General features: G+C 59.9%; 1 protein-coding gene. It reads left to right on the forward strand.

What is annotated here, in order from left to right; all coding sequences use genetic code 11:
* On the forward strand, positions 1-497 hold a 497-nt coding region (locus HF877_RS21125), incomplete at its 5' end, for an IS3 family transposase (protein WP_169623151.1).
* Between the last annotated feature and the right edge of the window lie 41 nt (positions 498-538).

Raw genomic sequence — 538 nt, forward strand, 5'->3', positions numbered from 1 at the left:
GGCCCAACGAACTCTGGCTCACCGACGTTACCGAGCATCGCACCGACGAGGGCAAGTTGTACCTCTGTGCGATCAAGGATCTGCACTCGAACAGGATCGTCGGGTACTCGATCGACTCCCGTATGAAGGCGTCGCTGGCTGTGTCTGCGTTGCGCAATGCCGTCGCGCTACGTAAGCCTGTCGGGACGATTGTGCACTCGGACCGCGGAAGTCAATTTCGATCACGGAAATTTGTACATGAACTGTCTCGCAATGGTTTACAAGGTTCGATGGGTCGCGTGGGGGCATGCGGCGACAATGCCGCGATGGAGTCGTTCTTCGCTCTCTTGCAGAAGAACGTCCTCGACCGGCAACGCTGGTCGACCCGGGCGGAGTTGCGACTGGCGATCGTGACCTGGATCGAGCGGACCTACCACCGCAAGCGCCGCCAACGCCGCCTCGGAAAGCTCACCCCGATCGAGTTTGAGACAATCAACCAAGTCGCATACGCGGCCTGAACCGCTCAACCCCACGAGTCAACTGAAGTGGGGGCAGTCCC

Source organism: Rhodococcus sp. BL-253-APC-6A1W (assembly GCF_012843405.1).
Classification (GTDB): Bacteria; Actinomycetota; Actinomycetes; order Mycobacteriales; family Mycobacteriaceae; genus Rhodococcus.